This window comes from Flavobacterium sp. RSP46, assembly GCF_003984825.1.
GTDB lineage: Bacteria > Bacteroidota > Bacteroidia > Flavobacteriales > Flavobacteriaceae > Flavobacterium.
The window spans coordinates 65,293-81,165 of the sequence record NZ_RYDM01000008.1; the positions used below are offsets into that span (position 1 = coordinate 65,293).

General features: G+C 35.7%; 15 protein-coding genes. 5 read left to right on the top strand and 10 right to left on the bottom strand.

The genetic code is table 11. From position 1 onward, the window contains the following. Positions 1–2: 2 nt before the first annotated feature. The 6 genes from EKM01_RS12425 to EKM01_RS12450 all read right to left on the bottom strand — a co-directional run bounded on the left by EKM01_RS12425 (position 3) and on the right by EKM01_RS12450 (position 9,552). A complete protein-coding gene (locus EKM01_RS12425) occupies positions 3–2,660 on the bottom strand; it encodes a T9SS-dependent M36 family metallopeptidase (RefSeq protein ID WP_126768572.1) in 2,658 nt (885 codons plus the stop codon). A 90-nt stretch (positions 2,661–2,750) separates the two neighbouring features. Continuing rightward, positions 2,751–4,094 carry a dGTP triphosphohydrolase gene (gene dgt / locus EKM01_RS12430; protein WP_126554080.1) on the bottom strand — a complete coding sequence of 448 codons (1,344 nt, stop codon included), beginning with the start codon at positions 4,092–4,094 and terminating at the stop codon, positions 2,751–2,753. A 104-nt stretch (positions 4,095–4,198) separates the two neighbouring features. Beyond that, positions 4,199–4,678 carry an RDD family protein gene (locus tag EKM01_RS12435; RefSeq protein ID WP_126768573.1) on the bottom strand — a complete coding sequence of 160 codons (480 nt, stop codon included), beginning with the start codon at positions 4,676–4,678 and terminating at the stop codon, positions 4,199–4,201. 318 nt (positions 4,679–4,996) lie between these two features. After that, a complete protein-coding gene (locus EKM01_RS12440) occupies positions 4,997–7,411 on the bottom strand; it encodes a ribonucleoside-diphosphate reductase subunit alpha (protein ID WP_126768574.1) in 2,415 nt (804 codons plus the stop codon). A 335-nt stretch (positions 7,412–7,746) separates the two neighbouring features. Further along, on the bottom strand, positions 7,747–8,724 hold the full coding sequence (locus tag EKM01_RS12445) for a ribonucleotide-diphosphate reductase subunit beta (protein ID WP_126457579.1): 978 nt from the start codon (positions 8,722–8,724) through the stop codon (positions 7,747–7,749). Between the two features lie 261 nt (positions 8,725–8,985). After that, positions 8,986–9,552 (bottom strand): DUF3109 family protein, encoded by a 567-nt coding sequence (locus EKM01_RS12450; protein WP_126456402.1) that lies wholly within the window; start codon positions 9,550–9,552, stop codon positions 8,986–8,988. Between the two features lie 430 nt (positions 9,553–9,982). On the opposite strand from EKM01_RS12450, the gene EKM01_RS12455 reads away from it, so the two are divergent. The 4 genes from EKM01_RS12455 to EKM01_RS12470 all read left to right on the top strand — a co-directional run bounded on the left by EKM01_RS12455 (position 9,983) and on the right by EKM01_RS12470 (position 12,314). Beyond that, positions 9,983–10,558 (top strand): MarC family protein, encoded by a 576-nt coding sequence (locus tag EKM01_RS12455; protein ID WP_126457580.1) that lies wholly within the window; start codon positions 9,983–9,985, stop codon positions 10,556–10,558. 127 nt (positions 10,559–10,685) lie between these two features. After that, positions 10,686–10,886, top strand: coding sequence for a hypothetical protein (locus EKM01_RS12460; protein WP_126456406.1), 201 nt, complete (start codon positions 10,686–10,688; stop codon positions 10,884–10,886). 44 nt (positions 10,887–10,930) lie between these two features. Next, positions 10,931–11,497: an NAD(P)/FAD-dependent oxidoreductase gene (locus EKM01_RS12465; RefSeq protein WP_126768575.1), complete on the top strand. Its 567-nt coding sequence runs from the start codon at positions 10,931–10,933 to the stop codon at positions 11,495–11,497. Positions 11,498–11,564: 67 nt separating this feature from the next. Further along, a complete protein-coding gene (locus EKM01_RS12470; RefSeq protein ID WP_126516281.1) occupies positions 11,565–12,314 on the top strand; it encodes a 1-acyl-sn-glycerol-3-phosphate acyltransferase in 750 nt (249 codons plus the stop codon). Positions 12,315–12,358: 44 nt separating this feature from the next. Here EKM01_RS12470 and EKM01_RS12475 read toward each other — a convergent pair whose 3' ends face one another. The 4 genes from EKM01_RS12475 to EKM01_RS12490 all read right to left on the bottom strand — a co-directional run bounded on the left by EKM01_RS12475 (position 12,359) and on the right by EKM01_RS12490 (position 15,230). Beyond that, positions 12,359–12,541, bottom strand: coding sequence for a hypothetical protein (locus EKM01_RS12475; protein ID WP_126457582.1), 183 nt, complete (start codon positions 12,539–12,541; stop codon positions 12,359–12,361). 20 nt (positions 12,542–12,561) lie between these two features. Further along, positions 12,562–14,133: a S41 family peptidase gene (locus EKM01_RS12480; RefSeq protein ID WP_126457583.1), complete on the bottom strand. Its 1,572-nt coding sequence runs from the start codon at positions 14,131–14,133 to the stop codon at positions 12,562–12,564. A gap of 70 nt (positions 14,134–14,203) precedes the next feature. Further along, complete coding sequence (locus EKM01_RS12485) at positions 14,204–14,635, bottom strand: dCMP deaminase family protein (protein ID WP_126457584.1); 432 nt, start codon at positions 14,633–14,635, stop codon at positions 14,204–14,206. Position 14,636: 1 nt separating this feature from the next. Beyond that, entirely contained in the window at positions 14,637–15,230 is a 594-nt protein-coding gene (locus EKM01_RS12490; protein ID WP_126768576.1) for a HupE/UreJ family protein, read from the bottom strand. A gap of 178 nt (positions 15,231–15,408) precedes the next feature. Here EKM01_RS12490 and EKM01_RS12495 point away from each other — a divergent pair, with 178 nt between their 5' ends. Next, positions 15,409–15,840 carry a TerB family tellurite resistance protein gene (locus tag EKM01_RS12495; protein ID WP_126457586.1) on the top strand — a complete coding sequence of 144 codons (432 nt, stop codon included), beginning with the start codon at positions 15,409–15,411 and terminating at the stop codon, positions 15,838–15,840. The last annotated feature ends 33 nt before the right edge of the window (positions 15,841–15,873 follow it).

Below are 15,873 nucleotides of genomic sequence, written 5' to 3' on the forward strand. Positions count from 1 at the left end.
TATTAATTTTTAATTATTTTTTCAACATAATGTAAATTTTCTCCTTTTATATCCAATATATAAATCCCGGTTGCCAATGCACTTAAATCAATTGATTTTGCTCTACTGAATTCTTGGTTTTTAACATCATAAAGCACTCGTCCGTTAAGATCTATTACTTGGATATTTACCCTACCAGAGTATTGATCAATTTTAATTGTTATTGGCCCTTTGGATGGGTTTGGAAATACGCGCATCACATCACTCTCAAAGTTGTCTACCGCTAAGGCGCAATTTGGTCCTGATGCAGGTCTTGTAAAATCTTCAGCTTGATCATTCCCGACATTATTGTCTCCAGCAGATGCGTTTACTCCTAGTCCTCTGGCAGCAAAAACTTCCCAAATCAAACAGAAATCCTTACCGCCTGTTATTGCCTGATCTGCAGCTATAATAGCATTTCTTGCATCTACAAAAGTAGGACTGCAAGCTTGTAATTTGATTCCATCTAATACAATTCGCATGATTCTATTATTCCCGCCTGATCCTGTATATTTATTATTATCAAAACTATATTTATTGATATAAGCCCACGTTAAGTCCCACAGCATAGTAGCCCAAACGGAACCTACCCCGTGTACGGAGGTTTTTGATACATTATCTGTGTCAATAAACTGATAATTATTGGTAGAGGCGTATGTCATTGGATTAATCGCCCTGTCCGTAGAATACTGAAAATCTCGTATTCCCCTGCCATCTGTGGCTTGTGAAGAAACAAAAGTCCCTATTCCTCTTTTGGCACCACCAGAATCTCCAGGTTTAATTTGCATCATTAATGCAAACCAATCAGACCAGCCTTCTCCCATTTGATCCGCATTATTCAAACAACTGGAGTTATTGCTCCCACCGGCCAGACGAGTAGAAATCCCATGACCATATTCGTGTGCAATAATCCCATTATCGAAATCACCATCTGAATTTATGAAAGGAGAAGCCTCTAATTGAATTTTTATATTTACGGCTTGAGTCTGCATTTGGGTTATAATATTCTCCCCAACGGACTGAGTAACACTTATGGCAGGTATGGTAATCGATTCATCAGCTCCCGACATAATTAAATCTCCATCAGCATTATTAACAACAATTACAGCAATAGCCCCAGCATTTTGCGCCGCTTTTACTTTTACTACAAACGTACAGCTCCCTCTTCTTAAAATGACAATTTTCCCACTCATTGCCGCAGCATTAGAAGGTGCTACACACCCTTGGGAGGTGCCGCCCGTACTATCTAAGTAGAGCACTACATCAGATTGCAGGAAATTGGGAGCCACAGGCAAATCAACACGTCCTGGGTTAAAGGAGTTTTGCCTTGCTACATAACTTCCAGCAATACTTGCAGGCGAATTAATTATTATTGGCTTAATTTCTGGACCTCGATCCCACAGAAACATCTGCATCCTTCCGCTACTCCCATCCACCGGAGTTGAAAAATTAGCATTATTTAAACTCATTGGTACCACTAATGATCCATCTTGTGCATCAGCATTAACATGATCCGTATCTTTCCCGCCACGATTGTAGTTATTCACTTGGAAATTTCCATTTGCTTCATCAAAACCATATTGATACCAAACATCATGCATGACATTATTCATATAAAAAAGGTTCGTAATTGCCGCATCTATATAGGTTGATGCCTGTACATTTGTACCACCATAAGGAAAATCAAAAAGTAGTGATGCTCCACCTGAAGGGCTAAAACCCGAAGTTGAATTAGTGCTGACAAAATCCTCTTTAGCCCATACATTATTTCCTCTGGTTATCGTAAATTCATGTCCCGCCACACCATCAACATCATGCCAGCCAAAAGGAGATGCATGGCTGTTCGCTGGGTTCGGAACAAGTTGAAAAGCAGAATGGTTGGGACTTTCAAAATTGAATGGTATCACTCGGTAGGACCCACTAGTTGTTTGCGTTGGAGAGGCCGAAAAAATTTGTTTGTAACTGGAGTCAAATAAATTTGCCCAAGACTCATGAGAATGACTGATTGCTTTACTATGATCAAAACTGCAAGAAATAACAAAATCATTTTTTTCTAACAGTCCCCCATCAGTGGCATCAATTCTCACGCTCCATATATGGTCCTGAGTTGGTGTATAAATGGTAAAATCCCACGCCAAAATTAATTTACCATTACTGGCTTGATGAAAAACTAAATTAGCAGTGACTGGCTCCTGAATGCCTAACCCATTGCTTATTTTAAATTTATGAGCTTCTTTATTTTCTATAACAGTGAAAATTTCATCGGCTTTCATGCCCAAGAGCGAATACGCTTTAGTCAAAGCATCTACTGCTGATAATGAGGGTTTGGTTGTATTTACTTTTTTAGAAACACCATCCACTATTCGTTTTTGAACATCAATAACTTCACTATTCTGTATTGAAAAATTAGAAACTGCTCTAAAGATTTCAATACCTTTATAACGTTGCACTACATAACAATTTTGTATTCCGGAGCTGGTCGCTCCACCATCGCTTTGTATTACCCAATCCTTAAAATCGCTTTTCGAAACATTAATTTTAGCATTAGGAGTATTTAAATAATGTTGAATAATTAAAGCGTTCGATTGTCCTAAAGCAAAAAAATGCGTTAAAAAAACTAAAAAAAGTATAATTTTTTTCATAAAAATCTAATAATTCATCAATCATAAAAGCTGAAAACAAATCTAATTTTTTTAATCTACAATAACAAATTAATGATTAGTACACAATTGTTAATTTTTAACAGCAGTAATTGTTTTATAAAACAACAACGCATTTCCATCTGTCAGTAATGAGATAAAATGACAAATATGTAATAATCTTCCGTATAAATTTTCTTTTTCCAAATGATGCTTTTCAGGCAACATTTTCAGAATTAAAGAGTCGTAATTAGATGCATTCCCATCGAATTTATTATTGAAAGCCGTTATGAATTTATCTAACAAGGTTTGAATAATCTGGTAGCCTACAATTTCTTTCTCAATGACTTCCCGACTTTGGTAAATATTATCCACACTTATTTTGATAATATCGTCCATCTGCGCTTTGTATTTGCTCTTATCCATTATGGCATACGGGAATTTTCCGTTCAGGATCAGCACTTCATTTTCGACAAATACTTTTACGGCATCATTGATTAAACTTCCAATTGCCAAAGCGCGCAAATAACTTATTCTATCTTCTTTGGTTTCTAAGGTCTTGTATTTTGAAGTATCAATGCTGTCTTTCACCAATTTTATCAAATATTCTAAAGCAAAATCTTCGGAAACTAATCCTAAATTGATTCCGTCTTCAAAATCAATAATGGTATAACAAATATCATCAGCCGCTTCGACTAAATACGCTAAAGGATGTCTTTCAAAACCAATATCGATCCCTGTTTTATTTGGAATCAATCCCATATCAGAAGCCACATCTTGAAAAAAAGTTTTATCCGTTTGAAAGAAACCGTATTTTTTGTCGGCAATAGCTGCGGTTGGTTTCTTCGGCAAGCTTTCTTTTGGATACTTCATAAAAGCACCCAAAGTTGCAAACGAAATTCTAAGTCCTCCTTCAATTCCCGGACGACTGGCCGTCAACACCGAAAATCCATTCGCATTTCCTTCGAAATCAATTAAATCCTGCCATTCTTTTGCCGTAAGCTGGTCCTTGTATTGTTGTCCTTTCCCAATGGAAAAATATTCACCAATTGCTTTCTCACCGGAATGCCCAAAAGGTGGATTCCCAATATCATGAGCCAATGATGCAGCGGCAACTATAGCCCCAAAATCATTCATGTGATAGCCATGCACTTCTTGTAGATGCGGATATTTCTCGATGATTTTTTTACCCACCAATCGCCCTAAAGAACGCCCCACGACAGAAACTTCTAAACTGTGCGTCAATCTGGTGTGTACAAAATCAGTTTTTGATAACGGAATAACCTGCGTTTTATCTTGTAAACTTCTAAAGGCAGCCGAGAAGATAATACGGTCATAATCCACCTCAAAACCCAAACGGGTGTCGTCTTGTTCTATCCGCAATCGTTTGCCTTTGTCTCCTTGTCGTTTTAGTGATAAAAGTTGTTCCCAGTGCATCATTATATTTTTGGTTTTTACAAGGAGCGAATATAAAGAAAAGGTTGTGTTTATAAACAAAAAAACAGTCTAAAATGACTGCTAATTTTATCTTATCTACTTTCTTATTCTTTCGTAAATAATTTTTTCTTGGTTATAAACTCGTGTTTTTTCACCACATACGTTGCGGATAAAGTATCATGCAAACCTCTTTCTGTTTTACCCAGAAATGAAAAAGGGTCCATAGGATTTAGACGGGATACTGCTCGTATCATAAAGTTTTTGGTATTGGGTTTAGATCCATCAACTCGTACTACAATCGTTTTGGTAAAATACTTAGCAAAGGTCCTGGAGAAGTACATCTCCGTAAATACATAGTAAAAAAACAAAATAATAAGTCCAAAGAATAAATTTTCAATCAAACTTAATGATGAAACCCAATTCGATGCCCCATGACTGTTTGTTGTATCTCCAATTATATTAATGGTAGCGACAATACTTATTGCTATAATATAAATAATCAATATATCGATAAGTAGATTCAGGAGACGCTGGCTTTTGGAAGCTAATAAATCATCTGTAATAGTAAATTTTTTATTTTCCATTTTTTATCGTTTTGATTATTATAAAAAAGTCTTCAAGGCTAATAACTATCTCAAATATAGTGAATTGTTTACAAATATTACTGTTAAATCTTGGTGTTTTAGCCCCGATTAAAGTGAAAATCCTTTTTATTCGCCTTTTTTTGGTGAATAAAAAGATTGCAACGGAAAGCGGGACACGAGCGAAGCGAACTGACGAAGTAGATAGCTCCAAAAAAAAAAGCAGTTATCATAACAATAACTGCTTTTTTGTTTTAAAACCATTTCGTTGATGTCAACAAAATGGTTTTAAAATGAGTTTGCTTCGTTTCTCGCAATGGCCTACGACCCACACATTTCACACTCATCCGGACCTGCATTTTTAGACAATTCGAGCATGGCTCTGTATTCATCGGCAGTCATTTCTACTGCTTCAGCGACTGCAGGAATAACGATTGATTGCTCCTTGATTTCGATTGGCTCCGCTTTTTTATCATTGTTTAATGTAAATTTAATCGCATCTACCGCAGCTTTTGTTCTCAAATAATACATTCCCGTTTTCAATCCAGATTGCCAAGCATAGAAATGCATCGATGTCAATTTAGAATAATTGGCATTTTGCATAAACAAGTTCAACGATTGTGATTGATCCACAAAATAACCACGTTGACGAGACATATCAATAATGTCTTTCATCGACATTTCCCAAACTGTTTTGTACAATTCTTTCAGGTCTTGCGGAATATTAAGGTCTTGAACCGAACCGTTATTTCGCATTAATTCTTGTTTCAACGTTTCGTTCCACAAACCACGCTCCACTAAATCGTGCAACAAGTGTTTGTTTACCACAATAAATTCTCCCGAAAGGACTCTTCTGGTGTAAATATTAGAAGTATAGGGTTCGAATGCTTCGTTGTTACCCAAAATTTGTGACGTCGATGCTGTTGGCATTGGTGCCACTAACAACGAGTTTCTCACTCCGTGTTCCATCACTTCTTTTCGCAAGGAAGCCCAGTCCCAACGACCAGATAATTCCTCATCTTTCATTCCCCACAAATTGTATTGGAATTCTCCTTGAGATATTGGCGAGCCTTTAAATGTCGAATAAGGACCTTCTTCTTTGGCCATTTCCATCGATGCGGTTACCGCAGCAAAGTATAATGTTTCAAAAATTTCCTGATTCAGTTTTTTAGCTTCGTCGCTCGTAAACGGCATACGCAACATAATGAAAGCATCGGCTAATCCTTGCACTCCAAGACCAATTGGTCGGTGGCGTTTATTAGAATTTTCCCCTTCTATTACCGGATAATAATTTCTGTCGATTACTTTATTCAAGTTTCTGGTTACGCGTTTTGTAACGGTATACATCAATTCATGGTCAAACTTTCCATTAGAAACAAACATTGGCAAGGAAAGAGAAGCTAGATTACAAACTGCAATTTCATCTTTGGATGTAAATTCCATAATCTCGGTACACAAATTCGAAGAACGAATCGTCCCCAAATTTTTCTGGTTTGATTTTCTATTGACGGCATCTTTATACAACATGTAAGGCGTTCCAGTTTCGATTTGCGATTCTAGAATTTTCTCCCAAAGCTCATGCGCTTTAATGGTTTTTCTACCTTTTCCACGTTTCTCGTAATCAATGTACATGGTTTCAAATTCTTCGCCATACACATCATACAATCCCGGACATTCATTAGGACACATCAACGTCCAATAACTGTCTTCTTGAACCCGTTTCATAAATAAATCAGACGTCCACATCGCAAAAAACAAATCTCTTGCACGCATTTCTTCTTTTCCGGTATTCTTTTTCAAATCTAAGAATTCAAAGATATCCGCATGCCAAGTCTCGATGTATATCGCAAAACTTCCCTTGCGTTTTCCACCACCTTGATCTACATAACGTGCCGTATCATTGAAAACACGCAACATCGGAACAATTCCGTTTGACGTTCCGTTTGTTCCACGTATGTAAGAACCTGTAGCTCTTACATTATGAATAGAAAGCCCAACTCCACCTGCTGATTGCGAAATTTTAGCCGTTTGTTTCAACGTGTCATAAATCCCATCAATACTATCATCTTGCATCGCCAAAAGGAAACAAGAAGACATTTGCGGTTTTGGAGTTCCTGCATTGAATAATGTAGGCGTTGCATGCGTAAAGAATTTTTTCGACATTAAGTCGTACGTTTCAATCACTGAATCTAAATCATCTAAGTGAATCCCGACCGAAACACGCATCAACATGTGTTGCGGACGCTCCACGATTTTACCGTTTATTTTTAGTAAATAAGAACGTTCTAAAGTTTTAAACCCAAAATAATCATAATTAAAATCTCTATTGTATATCACATGGGAATCTAAAAATTCCGCATTTTTCATAATCACCTGATGTACTTCTTCAGATAATAAAGGTGCATCTTGTCCATTTCTCGGGTTTACATAATGAAACATATCGTTCATTGTTTCCGAAAATGATTTTTTAGTATTGGAATGCAAATTCGAAATTGCAATTCTCGCTGCCAACTGTGCATAATCAGGATGCGCAATAGTCATTGAAGCCGCAGTTTCGGCTGCTAAATTATCTAATTCTGACGTAGAAACTCCATCATAAAGCCCTTCAATTACTCGCATTGCGACTTTCACGGCATCTACTAAATCATTTAAACCATAGCATAGTTTTTTAATTCTATCTGTGATTTTGTCGAACATTACCGGCTCTTTGTGGCCATCTCTTTTTACTACGTACATACTTTTGTTTGTTTTTTAAAACAGAAAATCCCTTCGCTGTTTTTCGTTATTTGTTAGTCATTGCGAGGAACGAAACAATCTCAATTATTGTTTCATTTGCTCAATTTTTTTTGGAGCCATATCCAGCTATCCATTTCAATCTTTCTAGTCCTGAAAAAAGTTCAGGACTAGAAAGGATTTCCATTACTATCTGGGCTAATGAGTATTAGAAACAAAAAGAAATCAGTAAATCATTTAAGATTTAAAAAATCAAAATATTTCTTTAACATTAAAATATTTAGAAAAATTAAGACAAAACTTAATCGATCTTAATTCCTTCATGGTTTGATAAAAATCTAAAAATCGGCGTCAAAAGATATTTTTTGAGCATCACCATCAGTGTTCATTACACCTGCTTTTTGATATTCAGCCACTTTCTTTTCAAAGAAGTTTGTTTTCCCTTGAAGCGAAATCATATCCATAAAATCAAATGGGTTTGTAGTATTATATTCTCTGTCGCAACCTAATTCCACTAACAATCTGTCAGCAACAAATTCTAAATATTGTGTCATCAATACGGCATTCATTCCTATCAAACTTACCGGAAGTGACTCGGTGATAAATTCTCTTTCAATGTTTAAAGCATCTACAATAATGCTTCTGATTCTTTCTTTTGGCACTTTATTCACCAAGTGATGGTTGTGTAAATGCACGGCAAAATCACAGTGTACTCCTTCATCACGAGAAATCAATTCGTTAGAAAACGTCAATCCTGGCATTAAACCCCGTTTTTTCAACCAATAAATCGAGCAAAATGCTCCCGAAAAGAAAATTCCTTCCACTGCTGCAAAAGCAATCAAACGTTCTGCAAATGAATCCGATTCAATCCATTGCAAAGCCCAGTCCGCTTTTTTCTTAATCGCCGGAAAAACCTCTAAAGCATTGAATAATTCATCTTTCTCCACTTCATCTTTTACATAGGTATCAATCAATAACGAATAGGTTTCGCTGTGAATGTTTTCCATCATAATTTGAAAACCGTAAAAGAATTTCGCTTCCGCATATTGCACTTCGTTTACAAAATTTTCTGCCAGATTTTCATTTACAATGCCATCTGAAGCAGCAAAAAATGCCAAAATGTGCTTCACAAAATAACGCTCATCATCCGAGAGTTTGTTGTTCCAGTCATTTAAATCCTGTGACAAATCGATTTCTTCAGCCGTCCAGAAACTGGCTTCCATACTTTTATAAAATTCCCAAATGTCATGGTGTTTGATAGGAAAAATTACGAAACGATTTTTATTTTCTTGTAAAATTGGTTCAACTTGAGTCATTATAATTGTTTGTTTTTTTGAGGTTTTAACAAATTTTTAAGCTTTTTGAGAGATACAAAGATTGTAAAATATTGCGGTTAATAAAAGCCAAACTTATTCACAATCCCCTATAGTTTTTAACAAATAGAAAAATTAAGATATTTTTCATACAAATTTTAAAACACTTAAATTCAGTATTTTAAATAATAATTAAAGGAATGAAGCACCGTAAAATATAGTTTTTTTAAATAATTAAACAAGAAAAACAGAATTCTTATTTACTTATTTTTTCATGTCTTGCGCCACCTTTTCAAGTTCAGCATACCAGTCTTCGCCAAATTTACGAATCAGGGCTTCTTTGACAAATTTGTATACCGGAACTTCAAGTTCCTGACCTAAAGAGCAGGCGGGATCACAAATATCCCATTTGTCATAATTAACAGCGGCAAACTCCGTAAAATCTTTCACCCGAACTGGATACAAATGACAAGAAACTGGTTTTTTCCAACTAATTGCTCCTTGATTATAGGCTTGTTCAATACCACACAGAGCGGTCTTACCGTCAAATATTGCGTAGGCACAATCTTTGTCGTCAATCAGTGGCGTTTCAAGATCACCATCGGTACCTTTTACCCAAGTTCCTTGCGCTTCAATTGCAGCAATTCCTTGTTTGCGTAAAAAAGGCTTGATCTTTGGATAAATAGATTCGAGGATTTGAGTCTCCTCAAAACTCAATGGTGCACCAGCGTCACCATCTACGCAACAAGCGCCTTTACAAGCAGTCAAATTACAAACAAAATCTTTTTCGAGTAAGTCTTCTGAGACTATGGTTTTTCCTAGTTGAAACATTCTGCAAAGATATTCAAGAAATTTGAAAAAGCACCTCAGCAACTCATAAATTCGTAAACAAAACCGAATAAAATTAAAACGAATTTACCTAATTTTATACTCCTGATTTTTTAACTTCGTTTACTTTTGTTTTCAAACTTATACAAACAATTGCATTTTTTATTTCTTTACAGTTCATCCTCTTTCACCAACCAAAAACACAGAACCATTTGAAATGGTTTTAAAAAATATTGAGTATTAATTGCCTTAGTTGTGCCCTAAAAACGATAAAAATCAAACTGTTACTTTTTTAGGACTATGAAATACAGGTCAACTATTCCCTCCTAGAAAAAAAAATCTTCTCAAAAAAAAAGGCATTAAAATTAAAAAATCTACTCCTCCAATAATCAGGGAAATTATCTACTTTTACCATAAATAAAAAAAGTCTGTTATGGAATTCGATATTCGCGAAATAATCACCGTAGGAATGGTACTTTTTGCCGTAATTGACATCGTGGGATCCATCCCGATTATCATTGATTTAAGAGCAAAACACGGACATATTGAATCCGAAAAAGCATCCATTGTAGCCGCCGTCATCATGATTGTTTTTCTTTTTGCCGGAGAAGAACTCTTAAAACTAATTGGAATCGATGTCAATTCTTTTGCTGTAGCCGGATCCTTTGTGTTGTTTTTCTTGGCATTAGAGATGATTTTAGGAATTCGGATTTACCGGGACGAAGAAGCCAGCTCTGCCTCAATTGTTCCCCTTGCCTTCCCTTTGATTGCTGGAGCCGGAACAATGACCACTTTACTCTCTTTACGCTCCCAATTTTATACCATAAATATTGTAATTGCCATTTTATTAAATATCATTTTGGTCTATATCGTTTTAAAATCATCCTCAAAAATAGAAAAATTATTAGGCGAAAACGGACTTGGTGTAATCAGAAAGACTTTTGGCGTAGTACTTCTGGCGATTGCTGTTAAATTATTCGCTGCGAATGTTAAAGGTTTGTTTGTCTAAAATATAATTTCCTAAATTTACCCTTAAATTATTGTAAAATAAAAAATCTGATTTTTTTGGAGCATTTTATTCTAAATAAATAACCCCTCCAAACATCTGCATTTTTTACCAAAAACAAAAACATCTTATGAAAATTTTCACTAACATCTTGGTATTTTTAGCAATAGCGCTAATCCTATTTAATGTTACTTTACTGGATTTCAAAAATCCATTTCAAGGAGATAGCGTAGTTGCATTTATTGGAATGGCAGCCTCTTTTTGTGCTGTATTGATTCTTCTAATATTCAGAATGTCAAAGAAAATAGAAGAAAAAACAAACGAAAAATAGCCTTGGTCTTTGATGTACTTATCCTTGGCGGTGGCGTATCTAGCATGTCATGCGCTCTAGTTTTGGGTTCTGCAAACAACAAACCCTTTGTGTCTAATAAAAAAATCGGGGTGTTTACCCATCAAAAAACCTCTGCCCTTAAGGAAGCGCTATTCAATAATGTCTACGGAATCCCTGCAGGCACATTAGGCGCTGATTTATTGAAAGAAAGTACAGGACATCTTTTAGAAAAATATCCGCACATTACACAAATTCCCAACGAAAAAGTACTAAAAATTGAGGGCACCGCTCCTGAGTTTGCTGTAACTACAAATAAAAAAACCTACAAGACCAGCATAATTGTTGTAGGTGTCGGATCTGCAAATACTTTTGCTATTGAAGGTTTAATGCCATTTGTAGAACCACATCAAAAATCCCTTCCCGAAAAACAACGAATCCAACTCAAAAACAGCGATCACAAAGTCAAGGAAGGCATTTACGTGATAGGCACTTTAGCCGGATGGAGAAGCCAACTGGCCATTGCTGCAGGCAGTGGAGCTGCAGTAGCAACAGATATTCTAACTTTATGGAATGACGGAATTCAGACTCATGCTCATGATAGCATTAGATAAATAGAATTTCATTCTGGAAAATCTCTCAAAAAATAGTGTTAGGTTTACACCTTCAATTCACTGTTTTATGGGATCATTTTTTTTGGGACTGGCAAGACTCCTGATTTTTATCGGATTTGTTTCTTTTTTTTCGATTGTGTTTTATCTTTCGTCTTTTTTTAGAAGCAACGAAATTAACGCCAAAAAAGCTCTTGTACTGCGGGATTTTATAATTCGCACCTCAAACACTCTTTTAGGCATACGCACTATCATCTATGGCGACAAGCCGAAAGTTCAAGGACTAATCGTAGCCAATCACCGTTCTTATTTTGACCCAATTGTTATCGTAAATCAAATACATGCTTTTCCTGTAGGGAAAAAAGAAGTTGCCTCTTGGCCTATGATTGGCTACATCTGCAAAATATCCGGCGTTTTATTTGTAGATAGAAAGTGTCCAAAAAGCCGACAAGAAACCGCCGAAAATATCCGAGAAGTTCTTGCCAAAGGATATTCGATCATTAATTTTCCAGAGGGAACAACAGCGGATTTGCCAACAACTCTTGATTTCAATTACGGCTCTTTTGTAATGGCTACTAAGATTAAAGCCGCCGTAATTCCTATTGCAATAGATTATAAAGAAAAAACAGACGCTTTTATTGGTGACGACACTTTCATTCCTCATTTTTTAAAATGCTTTGGAAAACGGACCACTGAAATTAAAATAACTTATTTTCCGCCTATTTATTCTGAAGATGCAGCCTGTTTATTAAGTACGTCAAAGAAAATGATAGATAACGAACTCATTCGATATAGAAAAGATTGGGACAATCAAAATTAATTTTCCTTTTAAGGGCAAACAAAATCAAGAGTGAAATTTTCTAATTAAGCATCAAGTCCTAAGCTAATAAGCATCTCAAAAATAGAATCTTCATTTAGTGCCACTTTCTTTAAAACAGCTTTAATTCCTTCCACATTTTTTTGTTCCAGAGCATTATCAAAGTCATTTATAAGGCCTCCAACATACAAACGCTCATTAACTGTCATTCCAGAAAACTTACTTTCCATACTGTGAAATATAGTGATTATTATTTTTTCAAAATTGCCTTAATCATGGCATCCTCTTTCAATACAATCTCATAATAAGACCGTTCCCCATACAATTGCCGAGCAAATTCAGCAGCCAGGTATCGTTTTACCAATGATTTGCTTTTTCCAAATTTCAAATCCAATCCGTTGCCAAAAATAAATTTCTGAAATGAATTGAAATATTCCTCTGTTTGATTCATTTTAGATTGGAACTGAGCAAAAGTAAGTCCTTTAAAGGCGCTCCGGTTTTTATCCAATTGTTCGAAAACAAAATTCCCTACAATTCCCGATTGCAATAAATAAGCGGTACTTTCATTTCCATGTTCCACCTCAAGCGGGACAAAAACATCAGGAACAATACCGCCACCGCCATATACAATTTTACCTTTCTTAGTTTTGAATTGCAAGGTGTCTGAAACTTTAATACTGTCTTTTTGATACAGTTCCCCATTTTCAAAACGCATTTCTGATTCTTTAAAATACGCTTCATTCCCTTTTGAATAAGGTTTTTGAATAGACCGGCCTGTGGGCGTATAATATCTGGCAGTGGTCAAGCGAACTGCTGAACCGTCAGCAAAATCTATTTCTCGTTGCACCAATCCCTTTCCAAAAGAACGGCGGCCTACAATAGTTCCCCGGTCATTATCCTGAACGGCTCCTGCAAGAATTTCACTTGCTGAAGCGCTGTTTTCATTAATTAGAATAAAAACATTTCCTTTTTCAAAACTACCTTTTTGGGTTGCAAATGTCTTGTCTATAGTACCTTTTTTGTTTTTGGTAAAAACAATCAGTTGTTTGTTTGGCAACAATTCATCCGCGATAGCAATTGCTTCTTCCATATAACCGCCACCGTTATCTCGGACATCAATAATAAGTGACTTCGCACCTCGTTGCTTAAGTGCAGACAAATTTTGCATAAACTCCTTGTAAGTAGTTTCGGCAAAACGATTTATTTTTATGTATCCTGTCGCATTACTCAAGAGCAAAGCGGCATCAACACTTTTCAAGGGAATAACATCGCGTTTTAGTTTTAGCTTGAGTTTTTTACGTTCTGATTTTCTATATATTGTAAGCTCTATATTAGAACCTACGGCCCCTTTTAATTTAGAAAACAAACTGTCTGTGGGCAACTTACGTCCGAACAATTTGGTTTTATCAGCATATAGAATCCGATCACCTGATTTTATTCCTGCTTTTGCCGAAGGGCCGTTTTCTACAGGTTTTATGACCGCTACAGAATCTTTATACATATAAAAATTCACTCCTATTCCCACAAAATTACCCTTCATGCTTTCCATTACCTGTTGCTGCTCGCTAGCGGGAATATATACGGAATGCGGATCAAGTTGCGCAAGAATATTATCAACGGTAAGATTTACAATAGAATCCGTATCAACCGCATCAACGTATTCAGTATCAATAAAATCAATGAGTGTATTCAGCTTAGTTTTAGAATTATTTTTAGCTGTGAAATCAGCTCTACCGGGAAAATGCAACATCCCGCCCAACACAACGCCAAAAGCAAGTGTTGAGAAAAGGAGTAGTGGTAAATATTTTGTATTAAATTTCATATAAAGTTATCATTAAAAAAATAATATAACCTGACGTGCATCATCGTTTTAATTTTTTTTGCACGTTCTTTTATTCCTCCAAAACTGGAATATGCTCAACCTCTACTCCGGCTTTTATCAAAAACTGAATGCCGGAATCATCCCGATAGCCATTGTGATAGACCACTCTTTTTATTCCCGACTGGTGAATCAATTTACTGCACTCTTTACAAGGTGAAAGTGTGATATACAGGGTGGCTCCTTCGCAGGATTGTGTTGATCGCGCTACCTTGAGGATCGCATTTGCCTCAGCATGTAAAACATCCCAGCGGGTTAATCCTTGCTCATCTTCACAACAGTTTTCAAAACCGGAGGGCGTTCCGTTATACCCATCTGAGATTATCATTCTGTCACGTACAATAATTGCACCAACTTGTTTTCGTTTACAATAGGACAGCAAGCTCCATTCTTTGGCAATTCTAAGGTATGCTTTGTCGTATTTATTTAATTTTTTTTCGTTCATTTTATCTTATCCAGATTTCACTTTCCACAATCATTGGTATCACTACTCCTATTATAAATGCTGACATTACTAATGTCCAGTCGCGTTTTGAAAATCTAAAAACAGTCTGAACAATGTAGGCTAAAATCAAAACCAAAAAAACCACTACAATCTGGGCGGCTTCTATACCTAGTGCAAATTCTGACAGTGGCAAGACTTTAGACATAGCATTTCCTCCAAGAATCGATTTGAAATAATTTGAAAAACCCAACCCATGAATTATCCCAAAGAAAAGCGTGATAAAAAACAGCAGATTGAGGCTTTCTTTCTTGCTCGATTTTCCTGCCGTAAAAAGATTAAACAATGCGGTTATCACAATTGTAATTGGGATTAACAACTCAACAATATTTACTTTTATGGCAATTATACCAAAAACAGAAAGCAGTAAAGCCATGGTATGACCAATGGTAAAAAGGGAAACCAAAAGTACAATTCGCTTCCAGTCCTTGAAAGAAAAAGGAACCGCTAGGGCGATTAAAAATAAAACATGATCATAAGCGTGAATATCCAAAACGTGTTTTAATCCTATTTGAAAGTAAATCCAAAATTCTGACATCAGTAAAGTATTAAGTTGATAAAGGGTTGTAAACTTACGATTAATTTTGAAAATGATTCATTTGAACATTCAAATAAATACAAATCAAAAGCAGGTATGTCGAAAGAAAAAATATAAAAAAAATAAAAATTAATACTTTAAAATAGATATATCTTTGTACGATACAAAAACCACAATTATGTCATTTTCAGATTTATTTGATAGCGAATTCAAACAAAGAAATAGAGGTCATTTTTCATCTATTGTCCGTGTAGCACTAACTGACGAGAAGATTTCTCCAGAAGAAAAAGCATTTGTAGATAAATTAGCCGTTCGATTAGAAATTTCTCCTGCAGAATATGAAGAAATTTTACAGGATCCGCTAAAATACCCTATCAATCCTCCTTATTTATATGAACAAAGGATAGAGCGACTGTATGATTTAGCCAGAATCGTTCATGTTGACCACCATTTAGGAGACAAACAAGAGCTGATGTTACGGAAAATTGGCATTGGAATAGGATTTGACCCTGAAAATATAAATCAAATTGTAGAAAATGCTCTTCTGCTTGTAGAAAAAGAAGTAGATTTGGATACGTTCATTACTGAAATACAAAATATCAATACGTAGATTATACCTATAAAAAAGCTTCCGCCAAGACGG